Source organism: Pseudomonas sp. SYWMCR5, assembly GCF_057197165.1.
Genome location: NZ_JBXUNH010000006.1, coordinates 182,812 through 203,114 on the forward strand (window position 1 = coordinate 182,812; position 20,303 = coordinate 203,114).

Genomic DNA, 20,303 nt, shown 5'->3' on the forward strand with positions numbered 1-20,303 from the left:
GTTGCCTATCGATCAATGCCCAGCAGTCTTGGAGAAGAGCTGGATCACCACCACGCCCCCTACGATCATCGCCATCCCCAGCATGGCCGGCACATCCAGCTTCTGCCCATAGATCACCAGCGCTGCGAGGCTGATCAGCACGATCCCCATGCCGGACCACACCGCGTAGGCGATACCCACCGGGATGCTGCGTACCACCAGCGTGAGCATCCAGAAAGCCACGGCATAGCCGCACACCATCAGCAGCAGCGGCAACGGCGTACTCAGGCCCTTGACCGCTTTCATCGAAGCGGTGGCGATGACTTCGGCGCAGATGGCGATGGTGAGATAGGTGTAGGCATTCATGATCAGGTTCCTCTGTTTACTGGTCGGGCATTCTAGGTTGTTCCTGATTGCGGTAAAGTCATTACCTATCGATTCTGGAGATAGGTAATGGCCGAACAGTGGAACCTTGAACAGTTGCGGCTTTTCGTCCAGGTCGCCGAGCTACGCTCGTTTTCTGCCGTCGCCCGTGCCCAGCGCAAAGCGCAGTCGGCCGTGAGCAACGCCATTGCGCTGCTCGAAGCAGACCTTGGCGTGACACTTTTCGAACGCAGCAGTGGTCGCCAGCCGCGCCTGACCGAAAGTGGCGAAGCCTTGCTGCGTGACGCCCAGGAGTTGTTGCGTCAGTGCGAGCGGCTCGATGGTCGCGCCCAGGCCTTGATGCGCGGCCAGGAACCGCTGCTGCGGGTGGCCCAGGATGAAGCCATGCCCTACCAGCCGGTGATCGACAGCCTCGATGAACTGGCCAGCCAGTTCCCCTTTCTCCAGGTGCAGCTGGCCAGCGGTGCACAGGGCGACGTGGCGCGCAAGCTGGTTGAGCGACGCGCGGACCTCGGCTTGTTCTTCCATCACGAAAGCATCCCGGACTCGCTGGAGCGTCGCACCCTGGGCAGCGTCGAGATGGTCACGGTCTGTGCTACGCATCATCCGCTTGCCCATGCCGGGCGGGTAACCTGCCAGCAGCTGGCGCGCCACCGGCAGTTGCTCATCGCCCCACAGGACAGCGACTATCCGGGCGGCGAGCCGGTCAGCGCTCAGGTCTGGCGTGCCGACAGCTTCTATGTCATGGCCGAACTGCTGATGCGAGGCCTGGGCTGGGCCTGGCTGCCGCGGCATGTGGTGCAGTACCCGACGTACCAGGCGCACATGGTCGAACTCGACAGCGAATGGCGTCCGCCTGCGCTGGTCGCTGAGCTGGCGTGGCGGCGCGACGAGCCGCTTGGGCCGGCAGCTCAGTGGCTGGCTGAACGCTTTGCCATGCACCTGCGGGCAATCGGCTAGGCCAACAGCCCTTTTGCTGCCGATCCCAGGGGCCGTCTTCAACGCTCTATGGGCGAGTGCAGACACATTTCAGACAGACCCTAGTAAACTGCGACGCCATGAACAGAACCCTCTACACCCTGCTGTTTCACCTGGGCCTGCCGCTGGTTGCGCTGCGCCTGTTCCTGCGTGGGCGCAAGGCGCCAGCGTATCGCCAGCGCATCGCCGAGCGCTTTGCCTGCAAGCTCCCGGCCATGCGCCAGGGTGGCATCTGGGTGCATGCGGTGTCGGTGGGCGAGAGCATCGCTGCGGCGCCGATGGTCAAGGCACTGCTCAAGGCCTACCCGGACCTGCCCATCACGCTGACTTGCATGACACCGACCGGTTCGGAGCGCATCCGCGCGATGTTCGCCAGCGAGCCGCGGGTCCAGCACTGCTATCTACCCTACGACCTGCCCTGGGCAGCGGCGCGTTTCCTCGATCATGTGCGTCCGAAGCTTGGCGTCATCATGGAAACCGAGCTGTGGCCCAACCACATCCACCAGTGTGCCAGGCGCGGTATCCCCGTTGCCCTGGCCAATGCGCGGCTATCGGAGCGCTCGGCACGCGGTTATGCCCGCTTCGCCGGGCTGACCCGGCCGATGCTCGAAGAGATGAGCCTGATTGCGGTACAGACCGAGACTGAAGCAGAGCGTTTCCGCAGCCTGGGCGCCCGCGCGCAGTGCGTGCAGGTGACCGGCTCGATCAAGTTCGACCTGAAGGTGGATGATCAACTGCTGCCACGCGCACGCCAATTGCGCGAGCAGTGGGCGGCGACGCAGCGCCCGGTATGGATCGCCGCCAGCACGCATGAGGGTGAAGATGCGCTCATTCTCGAGGCTCATCAGCGCCTGTTGCAGGTTCATGGCGATGCATTGTTGATCCTGGTGCCGCGTCACCCGGAGCGTTTCGATGCAGTACACGCGCTGTGTCGCGAACGTTTCACTACAGTGCGGCGTTCTTCAGGAACGGCGGTGGACGGGCAGGTCCAGGTCCTGCTTGGCGATACCATGGGCGAGTTGATGTTCCTCTATGCCCTGGCCGATATCACCTTCGTCGGCGGCAGCCTGGTGCCCACGGGCGGACACAATCCGCTGGAACCGGCGGCGTTGGCATTGCCGGTGATCACTGGGCCCCATGTGTTCAACTTCCTCGAGATCACTGCGATGTTGCGTGAGGCCGGGGCGCTGCAGCAGGTGGACGATACGGAAGGCTTGGCCGTGGCAGTGCGTCGTCTGATCGAGTTGCCGCAGGACGGCCGGCGCATGGGCAAGGCGGGCAGGGCGGTGATGCAAGCCAATCAAGGGGCCTTGCAACGCCTGCTCGAGGGGCTGGGCGGCTTGCTGGGGTGTCTGTAATTAAGTGAGGCCTCTGCCCACTGGCCCTTGTTTACCTTGATCAAGACGCGCGCCATGCCGGCGCGCTTTGATCAAGGTAAACATCATGGTATTCAAGACATTAGCGCTATTGCTGTCGGTAGTGGTCCTGCCGGCTCATGCCTTCATCGTACCGCGGCCCTACCCGGGAAAGGCCGCCCCGGCGCCACGGGTCAGCATGATGGTCGATTACGCGGACTCCAAGGCGAAGATCGATCATGCCGGGGACTTCCTCACTCCGGATTGGAACGCCTCCTTCGCAGTGGACGATGAGTCCAGGGGGCGACTGTGGTTCCTGGAGAAAGCGTTTGGAGGGAAGAACTTCAAGGAATCCGTCACCCTGACCAGTGGTGGCAAGCGCTGCAAGTTCACCCTTCGTTTCGATGCATCGAGCCGCGAGGTGAGGGCCAGCACGACGTCCTCCGGGTCGGAGTTGGCAGATTGCAGGAGCTCGATCGAGATGAACGGTGAAGTGCTCGATGTGCGATTCACAATGAACTGAAGTGGCGAGCGGCCTGCACGTGGGGCGCACGTGCAGGCCGCTCCCTTGAAGTGCGTTGGGGTCTGGTTCAGGGTCGCCGTTCGAAGTTCTTCGCCGCTGCCGCAGCCAGATCCGGTGGCAGGAAGTCCTTGTCCGGGTTGTAGTCGGCTTTCAGGTAGCGCCCCAGGTCCTGCAAATCTTGCGGGCTCAGGGTGCCAGCGGCCTGTTTGAGGCGCAGGTTGTCGAGGATGTAGTCGTAGCGGCTGTTGTTGTAGTCGCGCACCGAAGTGTAGAGCTGACGCTGGGCGTCGAGCACATCGACGATGTTGCGGGTTCCGACCTGATAGCCGATCTCGGTAGCTTCCAGGGCGCTCTGGTTGGAGATGATCGACTGCTTGCGGGCCTGCACCTGCTCCACATCGGTATTCACCGCGCGGTGCAGGTTGCGGGTGTTCTCCACCACCTGGCGGCGCAGGCTTTCGCGCTGCTGTTCGCTTTGGCTCAGGCGGGCATAGGCTTCACGCACCTGCGAGCTGGTCAGCCCGCCGCTGTAGATCGGGATGTTCAACTGCAGGCCAATGCTGGTCTGCTCCACATCACCGCCGTAGCGCACGCCGGGTTGTGGCGCTGGGTTGGTGAAGCCGAGGTTGTCGTTGTCGCCTTTCTGGTAGCGCGCCACGGCGTCGAGGGTCGGGGCGTGACCGGCCTTGCGCTGGCGCAAGGTTTCCTCGGCGGCATCGACGGCGTGGTTGGTCGCCAGCAGGTTGAGGTTCTGCCGTGCGGCGGTCTCCACCCAGGCCTTGGCGTCGTTGGGCGCCGGCACCTGCACCGGCAGGCTGTGGACCACACCCTGCAGCGATCCGTACTCACGGTTGGTCAGGGTCACCAGCGCCTCGAACGCGTCCTGCACCTGGCGCTCGGCGATGATCCGGTTGGCACGGGCGGTGTCGTAGCTGGCCTGGGATTGCAGTACGTCGGTCTTGTCGGAGAGCCCGACGTCGAAACGCTCGTTGGATTGGTCGAGCTGGCGCTTGAATGCTGCTTCCTCGGCCTTGGTCGAGGCCAGGTTGTCCTGCGCGCGCAAGACAGCGAAGTAGTTTTCGGCCGTTTGCAGGATCAGGTTCTGCTCGGTGGCCGACAGCTCCAGCGCCGCTTGCTCGTTGACCGCCTCGGCGGCCTGCAGCTGGAACCAGCGGTCGGCACGGAAGATCGGCTGCGACAGAGTGGCGCTCCAGGAGTTACCGCTGCGGTTGGAGGTGATCGAGGGTTCGTCCAGCTTGGTGCGGGTATTCATCATTTCTGCACCGGCGGACAGATTGGGCAGCAGGCCTGCCCTGGCCTGGGGCACCACTTCGCGGCGGGCGCCGTAGTCGGCGCGGGCGGCGGCGAGGTCGGCGTTGTTGTTCACCGCTTCCTGGTAGACGCTGACCAGGTCGGTCTTTACCGTCGTGGGCACATCCGCTGCCCAGACCACTCCGTTGGACGCACAAGACACGGCAATCGCCAGTGAAAGTTTGCGCAGCATAGGGCAATCCTTGTACGAAATTGAATTTCTGAACTGTTGAGTATCGTGCGATGCGCCAGTGTAGTGCCGCGCGCCGTCGGCAACAATCCGCCTGTTGCGCCTTTCGTCTCCCGTGCATTTACGGGCTTGGCTTTGCCGACCACTCCAGTCTAGACTGCGCACGTTCTTGTCGGGGTGCCTTGAATCGAAGGCTGAGATCGGAGAGTTTCCGGATCCCGTTGAACCTGATCAGGTTAGCGCCTGCGTAGGGAACAAGATTGCTCGCCTTCCCGGGGAGCCTCTTGTGCCAGGTCCGGGAATGTCAGCGCTGTCATGCAGCCAAGGCACCCCCATGTATCCGGCACTGCACTCCATCCAAGGGGTGCGTCCGCGCCTTTCAGGTTCTCCCCGACATTCCGCCCGCTAGGAAGCTGTCTGGAGAGCCTGTGATGAGTAAACAAGAAAAAGCGATCAGCCTGAGCGAGTCGGCCAAAGTCGACCAGCAGTCCGTGCAACCCCTGCCCAATTCGCGCAAGGTCTACGTCCAGGGCTCGCGCCCGGACATCCGCGTGCCGATGCGCGAGATCAGCCTGCACGACACCCCTACCGACTTCGGCGGCGAGAAGAACGCCCCGGTGCTGGTCTATGACACTTCCGGCCCCTACACCGACCCCAACGTCATCATCGATGTGCGCAAGGGCCTGGGCGATGTGCGCTCGGCCTGGATCGACGCGCGTGGCGACACCGAGCGCCTGGAAGGCCTGAGCTCGAACTTCGGCCAGCAGCGGCTGAACGACGCCGAACTCGCCAAGCTGCGCTTCGCCCACGTACGCAATCCGCGCCGCGCCAAGGCCGGCGCCAACGTCTCGCAGATGCACTACGCGCGCCAGGGCATCATCACCGCCGAGATGGAATACGTCGCCATCCGCGAGAACATGAAGCTGCAGGAGGCGCGCGCTGCCGGCCTGCTCGACCAGCAGCACGCCGGGCACAGCTTCGGTGCCAGCATCCCGAAGGAGATCACCCCCGAGTTCGTGCGTGAAGAGATCGCCCGCGGTCGCGCGATCATCCCTGCCAACATCAACCACACCGAACTCGAGCCGATGATCATCGGCCGCAACTTCCTGGTGAAGATCAACGGCAACATCGGCAACAGCGCCCTGGGCTCCTCGATCGAGGAAGAAGTGGCCAAGCTGACCTGGGGTATCCGTTGGGGTTCGGACACGGTCATGGACCTGTCCACCGGCAAGCACATCCACGAGACCCGCGAGTGGATCATTCGCAACTCGCCGGTCCCGATCGGCACCGTGCCGATCTACCAGGCCCTGGAAAAAGTCAACGGCGTTGCCGAAGACCTGACCTGGGAGCTGTTCCGCGACACCCTGATCGAGCAGGCCGAGCAGGGCGTGGACTACTTCACCATCCATGCCGGCGTATTGCTGCGCTATGTGCCGCTGACGGCCAAGCGTGTCACCGGGATTGTCAGCCGTGGCGGTTCGATCATGGCCAAGTGGTGCCTGGCGCATCACAAGGAGAACTTCCTCTATACGCATTTCGACGAGATCTGCGAAATCATGAAGGCCTACGACGTCAGCTTCTCGCTGGGCGATGGCCTGCGTCCGGGCTCGATCGCCGACGCCAACGACGCGGCCCAGTTCGGTGAGCTGGAAACCCTCGGCGAGCTGACCAAGATCGCCTGGAAGCACGACGTGCAGTGCATGATCGAAGGCCCAGGCCACGTGCCGATGCAGTTGATCAAGGAGAACATGGACAAGCAGCTCGAGTGCTGCGACGAGGCGCCGTTCTACACCCTCGGCCCGCTGACCACCGACATCGCTCCGGGCTACGACCACATCACCTCCGGTATCGGTGCGGCGATGATCGGCTGGTTCGGCTGCGCCATGCTCTGCTACGTCACGCCCAAGGAGCACTTGGGTCTGCCGAACAAGGATGACGTCAAGACCGGCATCATCACCTACAAGATCGCCGCGCACGCCGCCGACCTTGCCAAGGGCCACCCGGGCGCGCAGATCCGCGACAACGCATTGTCCAAGGCGCGCTTCGAGTTCCGCTGGGAAGACCAGTTCAACCTCGGCCTGGACCCGGACACCGCCCGCTCGTTCCACGACGAGACCCTGCCCAAGGAGTCGGCCAAGGTTGCGCACTTCTGCTCGATGTGCGGGCCGAAGTTCTGTTCGATGAAGATCACCCAGGAAGTGCGTGAGTACGCGGCCAAGATCGAGACCGTGGATGTGACTGCCGAGCAAGGCATGCGCGAGCAGGCCGAGCGCTTCCGCCAGGAAGGCAGCCAGCTTTATCACAAGGTGTAAATGATGCCGGCAGGGTGGTGGTGAGCCACTCTGCCGTTGCATTTGTATCGAGGCCTCTGGCGCTTTCGCGGGCAAGCCCGCTCCTACAGGTTTTTGGGAGCGGGCTTGCCCGCGAAAGGGCCGGAGACTTCACCACAGACCCCAACTCCTTTGGCGACCCTTCCAATGACCACCCCCAGCCATTTCTCCCCCGATCACCCGGTCCCTTCCAGCCAGCGCCTGTTCGGCGCCCGCGACCTGTTCTCGCTGTGGTTTTCCCTCGGCATCGGCCTGATGGTGCTGCAGGTCGGCGCCTTGCTGGCGCCGGGCCTGGGCCTGGCGGGCTCGGTGCTGGCGATCGTGCTCGGGACTGCGGTCGGGGTGCTGTTGCTGGCAGCGGTCGGGGTGACCGGCAGTGATACCGGCCTCTCTGCGATGGCCGGTCTGCGCCTGTCGCTGGGGCGCCATGGCGCGCGCCTGCCGGCACTGCTCAACCTGCTGCAACTGGTCGGGTGGGGATCGTTCGAGATCATTGTCATGCGTGACGCCGCCAGCCTGCTGGGCGCACGCACCTTCGGCGAAGGCAGTGGCTGGAACAGCCCGCTGCTCTGGACCCTGTGCTTCGGCGTACTGGCAACCCTGCTCGCCGTCAGCGGGCCGCTGGCCTTCGTGCGCAAGGTGCTGCGCAAGTGGGGGATCTGGCTGTTGCTCGGTGCCTGCCTGTGGCTGACCTGGAACCTGTTCGCCAAGGCCGATCTTGCCGACCTCTGGCGTCGCCCCGGCGATGGCTCGCTGTCACTGGCGGTGGGCTTCGATATCGTCATCGCCATGCCGCTGTCGTGGCTGCCGCTGATCGCCGACTACTCGCGTTTCGGCAAGCGTGCCAGCCGAGTCTTCGGTGGCACCGCGCTGGGCTTTTTCATCGGCAACGCCTGGCTGATGAGCCTGGGCGTGGCCTACACCCTGGCGTTCGCCCCGAGCGGTGAGGTGAATGCCCTGCTGCTGGCCCTGGCTGGCGCCGGGTTTGGTATCCCGCTGTTGCTGATCCTGCTGGACGAGTCGGAAAACGCCTTCGCCGACATTCATTCGGCGGCAGTGTCCACAGGCTTGTTGGTAAAGCTCAAGGTGGAGCACCTGGCGCTGGCGATCGGCCTGCTGTGCACCCTGATCGCGTTGCTGGCGCCGCTGGCCCAGTACCAGAACTTCCTGCTGCTGATCGGTTCGGTGTTCGCGCCGCTGTTCGGCGTGGTGCTGATGGATCACTTCGTGATCCGCCGTCGCCGCATGCCGCAGCAGGTGCCGGGGCTGCATTGGCCGGCGCTGCTGGCCTGGCTGGCGGGGGTGATGGTCTACCACCTGCTGGCGAACAAGGCGCCGGAGCTGGGCGCGACCCTGCCAGCCTTGCTGCTGGCAGGTGGCCTATATGGGGTGCTGCGTGCTATCCGCGGCCGGGAAACAGTTCGGGCTTGATGACGCCGTTCAGGCGCGGATAAGGGATCTTCAGTTCGACGTGGCCCATGGAATAGGGCGCGATCGCGTAGACCTCATACTTCACCACCACCGCGCCGTACGTCAGGGCGATGTGCGGCGAGCGCTTGAATGGCCAGGTCTTCACGAACTCGGCGTCCTTGTCCATGCCGGTGCTGATCAGCCAGGCGCGGTGCGACTCCTCGACGGTCTTCCAGAAGGTCTCCTCCTGGCCAGGCACCAGCATGTCCTGCAGCGTGAGGACCTTGTCCTGCTTGCGTGAATAGTTGATGAAGGCCCGCCCTGGCATGCCGTGGGCGCCGCCGCTGTCCAGGTAACTGGACAGCTCGACGATCACCAGTCCGTCATGCTGCTCGCGTACCTTGGCCTGCAGGTAGCTGCTGTTGCGCGCTTGCGCGCTGGCCAGGTATTGCTGCTCGTACTGCTGCAGCGTGGTGGGTGCGGTGCCGCGCTGGTTGTCTTCGGTCAGTTGCAGCAAGCGACGCTCGACGATGGCATCGAGCTTGGGCAGCGCCGGGAAGTGTACGGTGTCGATGTTCACCAGCGGGCAATCGCGCTCGCTGCAACCGGGTTTGACGTGCTCCCAGGCTTCGCGCTTGACCTCGAGCGGTGCGCGATAGTTGGGCGTGAACAAGCTCTGGCAGGCGCCGAGGGTCAACGCCAGCAGGGCGACGGCAGTCAGTTTGACGAGCGTCATGGTGATCCTTGCAGAACATGGATGATCGGCCTTGGACCGTCGGCAGGGCCTTCGGTTCGCCACTAAGCTAACAGAGTGAGAACAGCCTGTCCCGGTCGCCGGAAAGGGATGAAAGCTGGCGGCACGCAGAGTAGGATGGCGCGACGCAGTCGTTGATGTAACGAGGAATTCCATGTCAGACACCTTGAATTCGGTGCCCAGGGCGGTCGAGATCGTCGAGCGGGCCAATTGCTTCCAGGGCTTCTACAAGCTCGACAAGGTGCGCCTGCGCCATGAGCTGTTCGCCGGTGGCATGGGGCGCGAGATCAGCCGCGAGCTGTTCGTGCGCCACGACGCCGTCTGCGTGCTGCCCTACGATCCGCTGCGTGACGAAGTGGTGCTGATCGAGCAGTTCCGTGTCGGTGCGCTGGACAAGACCGACAATCCCTGGCTGATCGAACTGGTCGCCGGGCTGATCGACAAGGATGAGCAACCTGAGGAAGTCGCCCACCGCGAAGCCGAAGAAGAGGCAGGCTTGAGCTTCTGCGCGCTGTGGCCGATGACCCGTTACTTCCCGTCGCCTGGTGGCAGTGACGAGTTTGTTCATCTGTTTCTCGGGCGTTGCAGCAGCGAGGGTGCCGGTGGCCTGCACGGGCTGGAGGAAGAGGGCGAGGACATCCGCGTGCGTGTCTGGTCGTTCGAGGATGCGTTGCAGGCAGTACGTGATGGACGCATCGCCAACGCGGCAAGCATCATCGCCCTGCAGTGGCTGGCGCTGAACCGTGACGAAGTCCGGGGGATGTGGAAGTGAACCTGCTGCGCGAACGCTACCGGGTCGATCTCGTCGGCCTGCAGGCAGCCTGCGAGGCCAACTACGCGCGGCTGATGCGCCTGCTGCCGGACATGCGTACCACGCAAAGCTCGCGACGCATCGGCATGACCCAGGGCGACCAGATGCTCGGCGTGCTGGTGCTCGACGTGGTGCTGGCCTGCCCCTACACCACCACGCTGCGGGTATGCCAGGAGCACAGCCTGCCGTGGCTGCCGGTGCCGCAACTCGAAGTGCAGGTCTATCACGATGCACGCATGGCCGAAGTGGTGAGTGCCGAGCACACCCGGCGTCTGCGCAGCATCTACCCGTATCCCAACGCGGCTATGCACCAGCCCGACGAGAAGGCTCAGCTCAACCTGTTCCTCGGTGAGTGGCTGAGCCATTGCCTGGCCTGCGGCCACGAGTTCGAAACCGTTCGTTGAAATGTGACGCCGGTTGGTTTCGAGTATTTGCTCCAACTCTTTCTGCGGCCATAATCGTGCCGAATCCGATCAAGGAGACGGCCGTTGTCGCATTCACCAACCCCTCCCGCGCAGGCTCCGGTGCATGTGGTGCAGCTCACCGACGCCCACCTGTTCGCCGATCCGGCTGGCACTTTGCTGGGCCTCAACACCCGTGACAGCCTGCGTCACGTGGTGAGCCAGGTGCGGCGCGAGCAGCCGCGCATCGACCTGTTGCTGTGCACCGGTGACCTGTCCCAGGACGCCAGCGTGAACTCATACGCGGCGTTCCGCGAGCTGACCGACGGTTTTGCCGTGCCGACCCGTTGGTTGCCGGGCAACCATGACGAGGCCGAGGTCATGGCGCGTGTGGCGCCCGATCTGGTCCATGCCGTTACCGACATTGGCGCCTGGCGCGTGGTGATGCTCAACTCGGCGGTACTGGGTGCCACCCACGGGCTTCTTGAACAAGACCAGCTGGCGGCCCTCGATGCGGCTTTGGCGTCGGCGGGTGAGCGCCACTGCCTGGTGTGCTGCCACCACCAGCCGGTGGATATCGGCTGCGCCTGGATTGCGCCGATCGGCTTGCGCAATGCCGATGAGCTGCTGCAGTGTCTGCGGACTTATCCACAGGTGAAGGCGTTGCTGTGGGGGCACATCCATCAGGAGTGGGACGAGGTCCGCGACGGTATTCGCTTGCTGGCCACGCCCTCGACCTGCATCCAGTTCGCCGCGCACAGCGAAGACTTCAAGGTCAGCGAAGAACAGCCGGGGTATCGCTGGCTGCGGCTGCATGCCGACGGGCGGCTCGAAACCGGCGTCGAGCGGGCGAAGGATTTCGTGGTGACCCTGGATTTCAACAGTCCGGGTTACTGACAGGCTACCGCTCTTGCAAAGACCGCGGCAGCAGTGGGATTTGAAGATTGTGTTGCGAAAATCCCACCCTTGCGCCAAAACCCGGCGAACGCGCTACACTGCGCGTCCCTGTGCCCGCATCGTCGGGCGCGAAGCCACAGATTCCGGGGGCAGCATGTCGGGTTCCATCCTCTATATCCACGGCTTCAACAGCTCGCCGTTGTCCGCCAAGGCGCGCCAGCTCGAAGCGGTGATGCAGCAGTTGGGTCTGGGCGACCACCTGCGCGTCCCGGCCCTGCATCACCATCCGCGCCAGGCCATGGCCCAGCTCGAGACGGCTATCGCCGAGCTCGGTGCTCCGCTGCTGGTCGGCAGCTCCCTCGGCGGCTACTATGCCACGCACCTGGCCGAGCGCCATGGCCTCAAGGCCCTGCTGGTCAACCCGGCAGTGACCCCGCACAAGCATTTCGACGGCTACCTCGGCACGCAGCGCAATCACTACAGCGAGGAAACCTGGGAACTGACCCTCGACCACGTTCAGGCCCTGGCCGAACTGGAGGTGCCGCCGCCCCAGGACGCCTCGCGTTATCAGGTGTGGTTGCAGACTGCTGATGAAACGCTGGACTATCGCCATGCCGAACGTTATTACCGGGCCTGCGCCCTGCGTATCGAGGCGGGCGGTGATCACAGTTTCCAGGGTTTCGCCGAGCGCCTGCCGGCCCTGCTGGCCTTCGCCGGCATTGCCCGCGCGCAGTATGCGGCGCTTGATTTTTCTGTATTTTGACCTTTTTTGCACTCACCAGACTGACGACGAGAACCCATGGCCAATCCCAGCGCTAGCGCCTATAACGCAGACGCCATCGAAGTCCTCTCCGGCCTTGACCCGGTCCGCAAGCGGCCGGGCATGTATACCGACACCAGCCGGCCCAACCACCTGGCCCAGGAAGTCATCGACAACAGCGTCGACGAAGCCCTCGCCGGTCATGCCCGGTCGATCCAGGTCGTGCTGCATGCCGACCATTCGCTGGAAGTCAGCGACGATGGTCGCGGCATGCCGGTGGATATCCACCCTGAAGAAGGCGTCTCGGGTGTCGAGCTGATCCTTACCAAGCTGCACGCCGGCGGCAAGTTTTCCAACAAGAACTACCAGTTCTCCGGCGGCCTGCACGGCGTGGGCATTTCGGTGGTCAACGCCCTGTCGACCCAGGTCCGCGTGCGGGTCAAGCGCGACGGCAATGAATACCAGATGACCTTCGCCGATGGTTTCAAGGCCACCGAGCTGGAAGTAATCGGCACGGTCGGCAAGCGCAACACCGGTACCAGCGTCTACTTCGCGCCCGATCCCAAGTATTTCGATTCGGCCAAATTCTCCATCAGCCGTCTCAAGCACGTGCTCAAGGCCAAGGCCGTGCTGTGCCCGGGGCTGTCGATCAGCTTCGAGGACAAGGGTACCGGCGAGAAGGTCGAGTGGCACTACGAGGATGGGCTGCGCTCGTACCTGGTTGACTCGGTCAGCGAATTCCAGCGTCTGCCCGACGAGCCGTTCTGCGGCAGCCTGGCCGGTAATAAAGAAGCTGTTGACTGGGCGCTGCTGTGGCTGCCCGAGGGCGGCGACAGCGTTCAGGAAAGCTACGTCAACCTGATCCCCACCGCCCAGGGTGGCACCCACGTCAACGGCCTGCGCCAGGGCCTGCTCGATGCCATGCGCGAGTTCTGCGAGTTCCGCAACCTGCTGCCGCGTGGCGTCAAGCTGGCGCCTGAGGACGTGTGGGAGCGCATCACCTTCGTGCTCTCGATGAAAATGCAGGAGCCGCAGTTCTCCGGCCAGACCAAGGAGCGCCTGTCGTCTCGCGAGGCCGCGGCGTTCGTTTCTGGCGTAGTCAAGGATGCCTTCAGCCTGTGGCTCAACGCCCACCCGGAGCTGGGCATGCAACTGGCGGAGCTGGCGATCAGCAACGCCGGCCGTCGCCTCAAGGCGAGCAAGAAGGTCGAGCGCAAGCGCATCACCCAGGGGCCGGCGTTGCCCGGCAAACTGGCCGATTGCGCCGGGCAGGACCCGATGCGTGCCGAACTGTTCCTGGTCGAGGGCGACTCGGCAGGTGGTTCGGCCAAGCAAGCGCGTGACAAGGAGTTCCAGGCGATCCTGCCCCTGCGCGGGAAGATCCTCAACACCTGGGAAGTCGATGGCGGCGAAGTGCTCGCCAGTCAGGAGGTGCACAACATCGCCGTGGCCATCGGCGTAGACCCAGGTGCCACCGACCTGTCGCAACTGCGCTACGGCAAGATCTGCATCCTCGCCGACGCCGACTCCGACGGCTTGCACATCGCCACGCTGCTGTGCGCGCTGTTCGTCCAGCACTTCCGTCCGCTGGTCGAGGCCGGGCACGTCTATGTGGCCATGCCGCCGCTGTACCGTATCGACCTGGGCAAGGAGATCTACTACGCCCTCGACGAAGCCGAGCGCGATGGCATTCTCGACCGCTTGGTCGCCGAGAAGAAACGTGGCAAACCCCAGGTCACCCGATTCAAGGGCCTGGGCGAAATGAATCCGCCACAATTGCGCGAAACGACCATGGATCCGAACACTCGGCGCCTGGTGCAGCTCACCTTGGATGACCTGGCCGGCACCACCGAGATCATGGACATGCTGCTCGCCAAGAAGCGTGCGGGCGATCGCAAGAACTGGCTGGAGACCAAAGGCAACCTGGCCGAGGTCCTGGTTTGATTCGTCTGCTTGTCGCAGCCTTGCTCGCGCTGGCCAGTTTGGCGAGTTTCGCCAGCGACTGGCCGGAGCTCAAGCTCACCGCCGAGCACCCGATCGAGGGCATGCGCGGCGGCAACCTGTCGGGCCTGGCCCTGTGCCGTGGCGCCCTGTGGGGTGTCTCGGACCGCGACGACGATCGTATCTACCGACTGGAGCAGCAGGAAGGTGTGTGGCGGGCAGAGGCCCTGGCCTTCACCCCGCCACCAGTGCCGGAGAGCGGGCTGCCCTGGGGGCTGAAGTCACGCAACTGGGCGGTATCGTTCATTCGGGGCGGCGAGCTGGATTTCGAAGGCATCACCTGTGACAGCGCGGGCAACTTCTATGTGGTCAGCGAGGCCCATGCGGCGGTGCTGCAATTGCCCGTCGAGGGCGAGCCGAACTGGCTGAGGATCGATCCGGCCATGGTTCGCCAGGCCCGTGCCAGCGGCATGCTGTTGCACTTCAATGCCTTGTTCGAGGGCCTGGCCATCAATCCGGCCGGTGACCGCCTGTGGTTGGCTGCCGAGCGCGAGCGTCGGGGGCTGATCGCCGTGCAGCGTCAGCAAGCGGTATGGACCTGCGGACGCAGTTGTGTGCTGCTCAGCGAGGCCGGAGTGGAGATGCAACCGTCACAGATGCCCGGCTCGCGGGCACTGTCGCGGGACTTCGCCGACCTTGCACTGTTCGACGGCAAGCTGTTCACCCTGGAGCGCAATGCCTTCCGCATTTGTCGGCGTGATGCCGACACCGGGGCGGTCGAGCGCTGCTGGTCGTTCGCCGCCGATGCCCTGGTCGACACGCGTCGCTACGACCAGCCGTTCGGCCTGGCCGAAGCGCTGGTGATCGACAAGGACGGCGCCTGGATCGGCCTGGACAACAACAACGGCACCCGTGCCGATGGTGAAACCCGCCCTATCGTCTGGCGCTTTGCCGCGCCAGCGGGCGGCTGGAGCGCGGAGCCTTGAGCCAGCCAGCGGGCAAGCGGGCGGGTCGGGTCCTGTTGGTCCTCGCCTGGGCGGCGGCGATGTTTCTTGCCACGCGCTTTTTCGGGCAGTGGGAGGATCGCCAGCAGAACCCCAACAGTGTCGTGCAGTCCGAGCGCGGCGAAGGCTTTGTCGAGGTGCGCCTGCTGGGCAATGGCCAGGGCCACTTCGTCGCCGATGGCGCGATCAACGGCAAGGTCGTGCATTTCATGCTCGATACCGGTGCCACCGATGTGGCGATCCCCGAGGCACTTGCCCGTGATCTGGCGCTGCAGCGCGGCGCGCCGGTGATGCTCAGCACCGCCAATGGCCGCACCGAGGGCTATCGCACACGGCTCGACAGCCTGCAGTTGGGCGATATCCGCCTGCGCGATGTGCGTGCCCTGGTGGTGCCCGGGCTGGACGGACAGACGGTGCTGCTCGGCATGAGTGCTTTGAAACAACTTGAATTTACTCAGCGCGGCGGCACCATGCTGCTGCGCCAGAACCTGAAATGACGAGGCTCGCATGAGCGACTTACTGGACAGTCTCGAAGGCGTCGAACGCCGTTCCCTGGCCGACTTCACCGAACAGGCCTACCTCAACTACTCCATGTACGTGATCATGGATCGCGCCCTGCCGCACATCGGCGACGGCCTCAAGCCGGTGCAGCGACGTATCGTCTATGCCATGAGCGAACTGGGGCTGGATGCCGATTCCAAGCACAAGAAGTCGGCGCGTACCGTCGGCGACGTGCTCGGCAAGTTCCACCCCCACGGCGATTCGGCGTGCTATGAAGCCATGGTGCTGATGGCGCAGCCGTTCAGCTACCGATACACGCTGGTCGACGGCCAGGGCAACTGGGGTGCGCCGGACGATCCGAAGTCGTTCGCTGCCATGCGTTACACCGAGGCGCGGCTGTCGCGCTACTCCGAGGTGCTGCTCAGCGAACTGGGCCAGGGCACCGTCGACTGGGTGCCGAACTTCGACGGCACCCTGCAGGAGCCGCAGGTATTGCCGGCGCGCCTGCCGAACATCCTGCTCAACGGCACCACCGGCATCGCCGTGGGCATGGCCACCGACGTGCCGCCGCACAACCTGCGTGAAGTCGCCAGCGCCTGCGTGCGCCTGCTCGACGAGCCGAAGGCAACCATCGAGCAGCTGTGCGAGCACATCCAGGGCCCTGACTACCCAACCGAAGCCGAGATCGTCACGCCACGGGCCGAGATCCAGAAGATCTACGAAACCGGCAAGGGCTCGATTCGCATGCGCGCGGTGTACCGTGTCGAGGACGGCGACATCGTGGTCACTGCTCTGCCGCATCAGGTGTCCGGTGCCAAGGTGCTGGAGCAGATCGCCGCGCAGATGCAGAACAAGAAGCTGCCGATGGTCGCCGACCTGCGTGACGAGTCGGACCACGAGAACCCGTGCCGCATCGTCATCATTCCGCGCTCCAACCGTGTGGACGCCGACGAACTGATGCAGCATCTGTTCGCCACCACCGATCTTGAAAACAGCTACCGGGTCAACGTCAACATCATCGGCCTCGATGGCCGTCCTCAGTTGAAGAACCTGCGCACGCTGTTGCAGGAGTGGCTGCAGTTCCGCATCGGCACCGTACGCCGCCGCCTGCAGTTCCGCCTCGACAAGGTCGAGAAGCGCCTGCACCTGCTGGATGGCTTGCTCACAGCGTTCCTCAACCTGGATGAAGTGATTCACATCATCCGCACCGAGGATCATCCCAAGCAGGCGCTGATCGAGCGCTTCGAGCTGACCGAGATTCAGGCCGACTACATCCTCGAGACCCGCCTGCGTCAGCTGGCGCGCCTGGAAGAGATGAAGATCCGTGGCGAGCAGGACGAGTTGCTCAAGGAGCAGGCCAAGCTGCAGGCCCTGCTGGGCAGCGAGACGAAGCTGCGCAAGCTGGTACGCAGCGAACTGATCAAGGACGCCGAAACTTACGGCGACGATCGCCGCTCGCCAATCGTCGAGCGCGCCGAGGCCAAGGCTCTGTCGGAAAACGAGCTGATGCCGACCGAGCCGGTCACCGTTGTGCTGTCGGAAAAAGGCTGGGTACGTTGTGCCAAGGGCCACGATATCGATGCCACAGGCCTTTCGTACAAGGCCGGCGATGGCTTCAAGGCTGCAGCGGCGGGGCGTTCCAACCAATTCGCGGTGCTTATCGACTCCACCGGGCGCAGCTATTCGCTGGCAGCCCACAGCCTGCCATCGGCCCGTGGCCAGGGCGAGCCGCTGACCGGGCGTCTGACGCCGCCGCCGGGCGCCACCTTCGAGTGCGTGCTGCTGCCGGACGATGATGCGCTGTATGTGGTGGCATCCGATGCTGGCTACGGTTTCGTGGTCAAGGGCGAGGATCTGCAGGCCAAGAACAAGGCGGGCAAAGGGCTGCTCAGCCTGCCCAATGGCGCCAAGGTGATGACGCCGCGGCCCGTCGCCGATCGTGAGCAGGACTGGCTGGCGGCGGTCACCACCGAAGGTCGCCTGCTGGTGTTCAAGGTTGCCGACCTGCCGCAACTGGGCAAAGGCAAGGGCAACAAGATCATTGGCGTACCGGGTGATCGCGTGGCCAGTCGTGAAGAATTCGTCACCGATCTGGCGGTGATCGCCGAGGGATCGACGCTTGTATTGCAGGCTGGCAAGCGTACCCTGTCACTGAAGCCGGATGACCTTGAACATTACAAAGGCGAACGCGGACGTCGTGGTAGCAAATTGCCACGTGGTTTCCAGCGGGTCGACGGCATGGCGGTAGAGCGCCCGGAGTAAACCGGTGGTTCGCCTGGAACGGCGTTTTCAGCGTCGTTCCGGGCGGAAATGCTGGAGTCTGGCGACTATTTCGCGGATGATACACCCCTTGCGGGGCCGGCGTGGCCGTGTGCCCGCGGGAATCCACATGAGTATCACTGCGGTTGCCGGGCGGCGGCCGCTTGGATGGGATGATGAAATTTCTGCGCCTTCCATTTGCGCTGCTGATGACGGGGTTGCTGGGTCTGAGCGGGTGCAGCATGCACCAGCCGGTGGCCCTGTACCAACTCGACAGCGGCGACCCCGGCCAGCCTTCGCAGGCTGCCGGCATGGCGGTCGTGCTAGGTCCGGTATCGGTAGCCGACTACCTGCAACGTGAAACCTTTCTGCAACGCCAAGCCGATGGCAGCCTGACTGCGGCGACCGACGGTCGCTGGGCCGGCAGCCTTTCGTCGGATATCGACCAGTTGCTGGTGCGCCAGCTCGCCTGGCGCCTGGACAGCCAGCGTGTCGTGCTTGCACCTGCCAGCGCCGGCTTCACGCCGGATGTGCAGGTACTGCTGTCGATCACCCGCCTGGACTCGGGCGCCAACCAGCCGGCGATCCTCGATGCCCAGTGGCGCGTGCTGGACCGTCGTGGCCATGTGCGCGACAACCGTATCGTCCACCTCGAGCAACAGCATGAGGGCAGCGAGGCCTCGCAGGTCCAGGCCCAGGGGCAGTTGCTGCAGAAGCTGGTCGAGCAGTTGAGCGTTGCCGTCAAGCCACTGGCGAACCAGCCAGCGGTCGCTGAAGAGACGCCGAAAAAGCCGGCGGCTCCAGTTCAGGTCAAGAAGGAGCCGGAGAAATCGAGGATTCCGATGGCTTCGCCGATCCGCACCGATATGGAAGTCTATCGGTTCTGATTCAGCAGACACGAAAAAGCCCGCAGCGATGCGGGCTTTTTTGTGGGTGCCGGATTGCAGGCCTTTCGCGACACAGGGCCGCTTCGACAACCGCACCGCGGATCAGGCCATTCAGGCCCGACGCTCATGCATCCGCGCCAACTGGCGCTCGAGCATCGACGGGTAGGGCTCCATCAGTCGCTCGACACAGCAGGCGCCTTCAGGGCTGGCGATCGGGCGAATGCGCGCGCGCTGGCGGATCAGGGCGTCGTCGCTGACCTGGCGCTCGACCAGCAGCAGGTTGCGGCTGTGTTGCGACAGGGCCAGGGCATCCTGGGCCTTCTCGGTCATCAGCAGTTCGACCTGATCCATGCCCAGCAGGTCTTCACCCAGCGCCAGGCCCAGCTGCAACTGCAGGGTGATACCGCTGTCGGCGACCTCGATCTGCAGGGCGTGGCCCAGGGCGCGCAGCAATTCGCCACAGCAGATGGCATTGGTGAGGTAGTCCTCGCCGCTGTCACGGCTGTGGAACAGCAGCAGTGTGCTGCCATCGTCGAGGGTGTGCACTTCACCTTCGTACAGCGACGCGGCCTGGTCGAGGCAGTCGCGATAGCGCTCCAGCAATTCGGTCAGGCGCGTGCGTGGCAGACGGCGCAGTTGCTCCTGGGAGCCGAGTTGCACGGCGAGCACGGCGCTGGTGTTCGGCTCGTCAGATTCCGGTGCGGCCAGCGCCTTGGGGCTGTGCTCGGTGTCGTCGAGCAGGTCGGCAAAGGCGTCGTCGTCTGCGTCGTCGTCCTGGGCGGCCACCCTGGCCGCTACGGGCTTGGGTGCGGCCTTGCGTGGCGGCTCCTCGACATGCAGGTCGGCGAAATCATCCTCGTCGTCTTCCTCTTCTTCCGGCTCCGGCGGTGGCGGCGGGGCCAGACGGGCGTGGAGCTGACGAGCGAGATCGCCGATTTCGTCCTGGCGCTCGATGGCCGGGGTATAGGGGTGCGGGTCACGCAGCCAGACACGCAGTTGCAGTAGCGGCGTCGAGATGAAGCGACCCAGGCGCAGGCTGAGGGTGAGCGCCAACGCCAGCAGGATGGCTGCGAGAATACCCATGCTCTGCAGGCTGATCAGCATGGGTTGCTGGAACTGGCTCATGTCCAGGCTGATGCGCAGTTGCCCGGCGGTCACGTCCTGGAAGGTGATCTTGGTCTGGTAGACCCCTTCGGCCTCGCCCAGCAGGCTGTTCTTCGGCCGTTGCCCGGCCTCGGCGAGGATGCGGTTGTCGACGCTGTAGATCGCCGCGTGGGCCACCAGCGGGTTCTTCACCAGGTTGCCCAGCAGCACGTTGAGGCTGAGGATGTCGTTGGACACCAGCAGCTCGGTAGCCGAGGTCGCGGTCTGCACGGTCAGGCTCTGGCCGACGGCATCGGCCTGCTCGTGCATGGCCTGCTTGAACTGCAGGCCCATCACGCAGGCATAGATCACCAGAGCCAGCGCCACCAGGAAGATGTTGTGGCTGGCGATGCGCAATGCCAGGGGAATACGACGCTGGCGCAGGGCTCGGAAGATCATCAGAAAGAAGTTGTCGGTTTTGACAGGCGTGGGCCGGTTCACAGAGCGCGGCTCTTTATGGCGGAATAGATGCTGGGCAGTATAGC

Annotated in this window: 18 protein-coding genes and 1 riboswitch; of the genes, 14 read left to right on the forward strand and 4 right to left on the reverse strand. The window is 64.2% G+C overall.

Annotated elements, in window-relative coordinates; all coding sequences use genetic code 11:
- Positions 1 to 12: 12 nt before the first annotated feature.
- Positions 13 to 345 carry a DMT family transporter gene (locus tag AC2CGW_RS17260; protein ID WP_186665890.1) on the reverse strand — a complete coding sequence of 111 codons (333 nt, stop codon included), beginning with the start codon at positions 343 to 345 and terminating at the stop codon, positions 13 to 15.
- 87 nt (positions 346 to 432) lie between these two features.
- On the opposite strand from AC2CGW_RS17260, the gene AC2CGW_RS17265 reads away from it, so the two are divergent.
- The 3 genes from AC2CGW_RS17265 (at position 433) to AC2CGW_RS17275 (ending at position 3,219) form a co-directional block, all read left to right on the forward strand.
- A complete protein-coding gene (locus AC2CGW_RS17265) occupies positions 433 to 1,323 on the forward strand; it encodes a LysR family transcriptional regulator (protein ID WP_186708219.1) in 891 nt (296 codons plus the stop codon).
- Between the two features lie 98 nt (positions 1,324 to 1,421).
- Positions 1,422 to 2,699, forward strand: coding sequence for a lipid IV(A) 3-deoxy-D-manno-octulosonic acid transferase (waaA, locus tag AC2CGW_RS17270; RefSeq protein ID WP_484574352.1), 1,278 nt, complete (start codon positions 1,422 to 1,424; stop codon positions 2,697 to 2,699).
- Positions 2,700 to 2,784: 85 nt separating this feature from the next.
- Positions 2,785 to 3,219: a hypothetical protein gene (locus AC2CGW_RS17275; protein WP_186665893.1), complete on the forward strand. Its 435-nt coding sequence runs from the start codon at positions 2,785 to 2,787 to the stop codon at positions 3,217 to 3,219.
- A gap of 67 nt (positions 3,220 to 3,286) precedes the next feature.
- Here AC2CGW_RS17275 and AC2CGW_RS17280 read toward each other — a convergent pair whose 3' ends face one another.
- Positions 3,287 to 4,723: a TolC family outer membrane protein gene (locus tag AC2CGW_RS17280; RefSeq protein WP_054893157.1), complete on the reverse strand. Its 1,437-nt coding sequence runs from the start codon at positions 4,721 to 4,723 to the stop codon at positions 3,287 to 3,289.
- Between the two features lie 160 nt (positions 4,724 to 4,883).
- Positions 4,884 to 4,991: riboswitch (TPP riboswitch) on the forward strand.
- A gap of 160 nt (positions 4,992 to 5,151) precedes the next feature.
- Between AC2CGW_RS17280 and thiC the strand changes: the two genes are divergently transcribed.
- Positions 5,152 to 7,032 carry a phosphomethylpyrimidine synthase ThiC gene (gene thiC / locus AC2CGW_RS17285; protein WP_186711420.1) on the forward strand — a complete coding sequence of 627 codons (1,881 nt, stop codon included), beginning with the start codon at positions 5,152 to 5,154 and terminating at the stop codon, positions 7,030 to 7,032.
- A gap of 165 nt (positions 7,033 to 7,197) precedes the next feature.
- A complete protein-coding gene (gene cytX / locus AC2CGW_RS17290) occupies positions 7,198 to 8,481 on the forward strand; it encodes a putative hydroxymethylpyrimidine transporter CytX (protein WP_484574353.1) in 1,284 nt (427 codons plus the stop codon).
- Here the strand turns inward: cytX and AC2CGW_RS17295 are convergent.
- Positions 8,450 to 9,196, reverse strand: a complete 747-nt coding sequence (locus AC2CGW_RS17295) for an RsiV family protein (RefSeq protein WP_186665896.1) — start codon at positions 9,194 to 9,196, stop codon at positions 8,450 to 8,452. The genes cytX and AC2CGW_RS17295 overlap by 32 nt on opposite strands.
- Positions 9,197 to 9,368: 172 nt before the next feature.
- On the opposite strand from AC2CGW_RS17295, the gene AC2CGW_RS17300 reads away from it, so the two are divergent.
- From AC2CGW_RS17300 to AC2CGW_RS17340, 9 genes are all read left to right on the forward strand, one after another.
- Positions 9,369 to 9,986, forward strand: coding sequence for an NUDIX domain-containing protein (locus AC2CGW_RS17300; protein ID WP_186665897.1), 618 nt, complete (start codon positions 9,369 to 9,371; stop codon positions 9,984 to 9,986).
- Positions 9,977 to 10,429 carry a DUF1249 domain-containing protein gene (locus AC2CGW_RS17305; protein WP_186665899.1) on the forward strand — a complete coding sequence of 151 codons (453 nt, stop codon included), beginning with the start codon at positions 9,977 to 9,979 and terminating at the stop codon, positions 10,427 to 10,429. Before AC2CGW_RS17300 ends, AC2CGW_RS17305 begins: the two co-directional genes overlap by 10 nt.
- A gap of 84 nt (positions 10,430 to 10,513) precedes the next feature.
- Positions 10,514 to 11,323, forward strand: a complete 810-nt coding sequence (gene cpdA, locus AC2CGW_RS17310) for a 3',5'-cyclic-AMP phosphodiesterase (RefSeq protein WP_189657734.1) — start codon at positions 10,514 to 10,516, stop codon at positions 11,321 to 11,323.
- A 154-nt stretch (positions 11,324 to 11,477) separates the two neighbouring features.
- Complete coding sequence (locus AC2CGW_RS17315; RefSeq protein WP_186711418.1) at positions 11,478 to 12,086, forward strand: YqiA/YcfP family alpha/beta fold hydrolase; 609 nt, start codon at positions 11,478 to 11,480, stop codon at positions 12,084 to 12,086.
- Positions 12,087 to 12,122: 36 nt separating this feature from the next.
- The gene (gene parE / locus AC2CGW_RS17320; protein WP_054893165.1) at positions 12,123 to 14,027 is read left to right on the forward strand and encodes a DNA topoisomerase IV subunit B; all 1,905 of its coding nucleotides are present in this window, start codon (positions 12,123 to 12,125) and stop codon (positions 14,025 to 14,027) included.
- The gene (locus tag AC2CGW_RS17325) at positions 14,027 to 15,010 is read left to right on the forward strand and encodes an esterase-like activity of phytase family protein (protein WP_483407402.1); all 984 of its coding nucleotides are present in this window, start codon (positions 14,027 to 14,029) and stop codon (positions 15,008 to 15,010) included. Before parE ends, AC2CGW_RS17325 begins: the two co-directional genes overlap by 1 nt.
- Entirely contained in the window at positions 15,007 to 15,525 is a 519-nt protein-coding gene (locus AC2CGW_RS17330; RefSeq protein WP_484574354.1) for a retropepsin-like aspartic protease family protein, read from the forward strand. The genes AC2CGW_RS17325 and AC2CGW_RS17330 overlap by 4 nt, the downstream gene beginning before the upstream one ends.
- A 10-nt stretch (positions 15,526 to 15,535) precedes the next feature.
- Positions 15,536 to 17,791 (forward strand): DNA topoisomerase IV subunit A, encoded by a 2,256-nt coding sequence (gene parC / locus AC2CGW_RS17335; RefSeq protein ID WP_186711415.1) that lies wholly within the window; start codon positions 15,536 to 15,538, stop codon positions 17,789 to 17,791.
- A gap of 173 nt (positions 17,792 to 17,964) precedes the next feature.
- Positions 17,965 to 18,675 carry a PqiC family protein gene (locus AC2CGW_RS17340; RefSeq protein WP_186665908.1) on the forward strand — a complete coding sequence of 237 codons (711 nt, stop codon included), beginning with the start codon at positions 17,965 to 17,967 and terminating at the stop codon, positions 18,673 to 18,675.
- Positions 18,676 to 18,786: 111 nt separating this feature from the next.
- Here AC2CGW_RS17340 and AC2CGW_RS17345 read toward each other — a convergent pair whose 3' ends face one another.
- Complete coding sequence (locus AC2CGW_RS17345; protein WP_186711414.1) at positions 18,787 to 20,259, reverse strand: histidine kinase; 1,473 nt, start codon at positions 20,257 to 20,259, stop codon at positions 18,787 to 18,789.
- Between the last annotated feature and the right edge of the window lie 44 nt (positions 20,260 to 20,303).

Coding starts and splice junctions, on each gene's coding strand:
- AC2CGW_RS17260 (WP_186665890.1), bottom strand. CDS start 345: ATGAATGCCTACACCTATCTCACCATCGCCATCTGCGCCGAAGTCATC.
- AC2CGW_RS17275 (WP_186665893.1), top strand. CDS start 2,785: ATGGTATTCAAGACATTAGCGCTATTGCTGTCGGTAGTGGTCCTGCCG.
- parE (WP_054893165.1), top strand. CDS start 12,123: ATGGCCAATCCCAGCGCTAGCGCCTATAACGCAGACGCCATCGAAGTC.
- AC2CGW_RS17295 (WP_186665896.1), bottom strand. CDS start 9,196: ATGACGCTCGTCAAACTGACTGCCGTCGCCCTGCTGGCGTTGACCCTC.
- AC2CGW_RS17315 (WP_186711418.1), top strand. CDS start 11,478: ATGTCGGGTTCCATCCTCTATATCCACGGCTTCAACAGCTCGCCGTTG.
- waaA (WP_484574352.1), top strand. CDS start 1,422: ATGAACAGAACCCTCTACACCCTGCTGTTTCACCTGGGCCTGCCGCTG.
- thiC (WP_186711420.1), top strand. CDS start 5,152: ATGAGTAAACAAGAAAAAGCGATCAGCCTGAGCGAGTCGGCCAAAGTC.
- AC2CGW_RS17265 (WP_186708219.1), top strand. CDS start 433: ATGGCCGAACAGTGGAACCTTGAACAGTTGCGGCTTTTCGTCCAGGTC.
- parC (WP_186711415.1), top strand. CDS start 15,536: ATGAGCGACTTACTGGACAGTCTCGAAGGCGTCGAACGCCGTTCCCTG.
- AC2CGW_RS17280 (WP_054893157.1), bottom strand. CDS start 4,723: ATGCTGCGCAAACTTTCACTGGCGATTGCCGTGTCTTGTGCGTCCAAC.
- AC2CGW_RS17300 (WP_186665897.1), top strand. CDS start 9,369: ATGTCAGACACCTTGAATTCGGTGCCCAGGGCGGTCGAGATCGTCGAG.
- cytX (WP_484574353.1), top strand. CDS start 7,198: ATGACCACCCCCAGCCATTTCTCCCCCGATCACCCGGTCCCTTCCAGC.
- AC2CGW_RS17340 (WP_186665908.1), top strand. CDS start 17,965: ATGAAATTTCTGCGCCTTCCATTTGCGCTGCTGATGACGGGGTTGCTG.